Genomic DNA, 3,461 nt, shown 5'->3' with positions numbered 1-3,461 from the left:
CGCAGGAGGCCGCTCCAGATCCGGTGCCGATCCGCAAACTCGCCGAACATCACGAAGTTGGCGTCGGAATCGGCCACCGTGAGGCCCAGGCCACGCAGCCAGTCGACGGTCGAATCGCGCTCGGCCTCGCCGCACACGCCAGCACCGGCGACGGTCAACCCGTCGCCGGTATCGACGACGCGATGGCGCTGCTGCAGGCGATGCCGGCCGCCGCGCTCGGCGATGCGCTCGGCGGCCTGCTTGCGTTGGCGCGCGAGACACTGGCGAGTGCCCCCGCGTTTGTTGCCGGCATGGATGCGACCGTGCGCGCGCTCGACGATGCCGATTTCGTGCTTGCGCTGCCGGGGCTGCGCGGCGCGTTCGCATGGTTGCCGCCTCAGGAGCGCGGGCGACTCGCCGACCAGGTGCTCGCGCTGCACCAGGCGACACACCTGTCGCGACGCGTCCTGACGGAACGGCACGCGGAAGACGCATCGCCCGAGGCGGTTGCGCACGCCACCCGCATCGAGGCGCAGGTGCTGGGCCGCCTGCGGCGCTGGGGGCTCACGCCCGATCCGGAGGCGTCGTGATCCATCAATCGACGGGCCGCCATGCGCCCGGCTTCTTTTTCCTTCACCACGATGTCGCGCCGTCACGGCACGGAGCGGCGTGGTTTCCGCGAGTTCTGCGATGCCGCTGAACATTCCCGGTCCGCTCGAACGCTGGCGCCTGCTGCTCGGCGAACCGGCCGAAGCCGCGTGCGGCACGCCGGGCGCCGACGCGCAGGCTGCCGACGCGGCGCTCGAATGGCTGTACGGTCGCGACGACGATCGCGCGAAGCGTGGCGAGCGCGGTGCCGGCCTGGGGCCGTCCGCGCTGAGCACGCCGGACTGGATCAACACGATCCACACGCTGTTTCCGAAAGAAGTGATCGACCGGCTCGAACGCGATGCGGTCGAGCGCTTCGGCATCGACGAAGTCGTCACGAACCTCGAGGTGCTGGAGCGGATCGAGCCGTCCGAATCGCTGCTGCGCGCCGTCCTGCACACGAAGCACCTGATGAATCCCGAGGTGCTCGCGGCCGCACGGCGGCTCGTTGCCGAGGTGGTCCGGCGCATCATGGAGCGGCTGGCGACCGAGGTGCGACAGGCCTTCAGCGGCACGCGCGACCGGCGCCGGCGCTCGCGGATGAAGATCGCGCGCAACTTCGACTACACGCGCACGCTGGCCGCGAACCTGCGCCACTGGCATCCCGAGCGGCGCAAGCTGTATCTCGACACGCCGGTCTTCAACAGTCGCACGCGTCGCCAGGCCGAGCCGTGGGACATCGTGCTGCTCGTCGACCAGAGCGGTTCGATGGTCAACTCGGTGATCCACAGCGCGGTGATGGCCGCCTGCCTGTGGCAATTGCCGGGCATGCGCACGCGGCTCGTGGCCTTCGATACGTCGGTGGTCGACCTGACCGCCGACGTATCCGACCCGGTCGAGCTGCTGATGAAGGTTCAGCTCGGCGGCGGCACGGACATCGCGAAAGCCGTTGCGTATGCGCAATCCTGCGTCGCGAATCCCGCGCGCACGGTCGTCGTGCTGGTCAGCGATTTCTATGAAGGCGGCAGCGGCTACGAACTCGTGCGTCGCGTGAAGGCACTGGCCGAGAGCGGCGCGCGCGTGCTCGGTTTGGCTGCGCTCGATTCGGCGGCCGAGCCCGCGTACGACCGCGAGATGGCGGCGCGGCTCGTGAACGCCGGCGCGCAAATCGGCGCGATGACGCCTGGGCAATTGGCCGCGTGGCTCGCCGAGAAGGTGCAGGGATGAGCGCGCCGATGCGTGACGATCTGCTCGAACTGACGCCGGAGGCGCTGACCGCGCTCGCCAATGCCGGGTTCGTCAAGCGGGCACAGAAGGATGTCGCGGCCGGCGCGTTGCCGGCGCTAGTTGTCGACGGCGACGGTACGGTGCATGCGTCGTTCGACGACGGCGTGCGGACCAGCCTGCCGCTGGGCCGAACGTTGCGCGATGCCGCATGCAGTTGCACGGCGAGCGGCATGTGCCGGCATCGCGTGATGCTGGTGCTGGCCTATCAGGCGAGCATGCAGGCGAACGAAGCGGTCGATGCGACCGATTCGGCCGATGTGCGTGCAGGCGGAGACGGCGAGACGGAGCCGGTCGATACGCGCGACGAAGCGGCACGCAATCCGAATGATGTGGCGCGCGACGGCCCGGACGATGCACTGCCGGATGACGACACGTGCGGCACGTCGTCCGCGGACCGCGCATGGAGCCCCGCCGATTTCGACGATGCCGCGCTGGCGGCGAGTTTCGCGCCGTCGGTGCTCGAACAGGCCGCGCGCATGGCGGCGGCGCGGCCAGTCGTGGCCGTGCAGCCGTGGGCCGGTGCGCAAGGGTCCCCGGTTGCACGACTGCCGATGTGTACGGTGCGGTTCTTCTCGCGACGCTCGCTCGCGCATGCGCGCTGCGATTGCCGGCAGGGCAGCGGCTGCGCGCACGTGGTGGTCGCCGTCTGGGCGTTTCGCCAGGCCGGCGCACCGGCCGACGGCGTATCGGAGACGATCGTCGAGGTGCGTCCGCCGGCCGGCGACGAAGGCGAGAGCGACGACGACCGGTCGCCGTTGCGCGACGATGCGGCGCACGCGTTGATCGCCGACCTCGACATGCTGGTGCACGCGCTGTGGCTGGACGGCTCGAGCCAACCGCCGATCGCGCTTGCCGCGCGCGTGGAGTCGCTGCGCGGTCGCCTGCGCGAGCGCGGCTGGCAGTGGGTCGACGACGCGCTCGACGAAGCCTGGCAGCTGGTGCACGCGCAGCATGCGCGCAGCAGCCGTTTCGAGCCGCTGCGGCTCGTGCGCGTGCTAGCCGAACTGTGGGCGCGCCTGCGCGCGGCGAGGTCCGCCGCGACACAGCGCGACGGTGCCGCGGTGCCGGCCCGCCAGATGCCCGGCATCGGCGTGAAGGGCGAGGTCGAACTCGATCATCTGCGGCTGGTGTCGCTCGGCGTCGAGCTGTGGGCCGACGACGCGGAAGAGGGGGCGAGCGTGCTGTTCGCCGATCCCGACACGCAGACCGTGATGGTGCTGACGCGAAACTGGCCGCGTGCCGCCGACGTCGCGGCCGGCGGCCGGGCACCGGATCTGGCCGGCCGCCGCGTCGCGGGTTTTCCGTTGCGGCAGATCGCGGCCGGGCAGGTCGTCACGAAAACCGCGAAGCGTCGCGCGAACGGTGCGGTCGACATCGCGGCCGGCGTACGGCAGACGGGAGTGCTGCCGCTGTCACCGAAATCCTGGGACGATCTCGCCGCGCCGATCCGCCAGCCGGGCATCGCGGCGCTCGTCGCGCACCTGCGTGACGCGCTGCCCGATTTCGTGCGGCCGAGACAGGCGGCGAATGGCGCGGCGGCCGGTGCAGCCGGGTCGTTGCACGTCGTCGCGTTCGAGCCGATGGTCGTGCGCTCGGTCCATTGGGAA

Annotated in this window: 3 protein-coding genes; all 3 read left to right on the top strand. The window is 70.9% G+C overall.

Annotated features, from left to right (window positions below):
* Positions 1-569: DUF5682 family protein (locus tag G3O00_RS41140; RefSeq protein ID WP_241025582.1), on the top strand; the 569-nt coding region annotated here is incomplete at its 5' end.
* A gap of 100 nt (positions 570-669) precedes the next feature.
* Entirely contained in the window at positions 670-1,794 is a 1,125-nt protein-coding gene (locus G3O00_RS41135) for a VWA domain-containing protein (RefSeq protein WP_041493302.1), read from the top strand.
* 8 nt (positions 1,795-1,802) lie between these two features.
* A partial coding sequence (locus tag G3O00_RS41130; RefSeq protein WP_241025581.1) for an SWIM zinc finger family protein occupies positions 1,803-3,461 on the top strand: 1,659 nt, incomplete at its 3' end.

Origin of the sequence: Burkholderia sp. Ac-20384 (genome assembly GCF_017104605.1) — a bacterium.
Taxonomy (GTDB): Bacteria; Pseudomonadota; Gammaproteobacteria; order Burkholderiales; family Burkholderiaceae; genus Burkholderia; species Burkholderia lata.
This window is presented reverse-complemented; position numbering and strand designations above follow the sequence as displayed.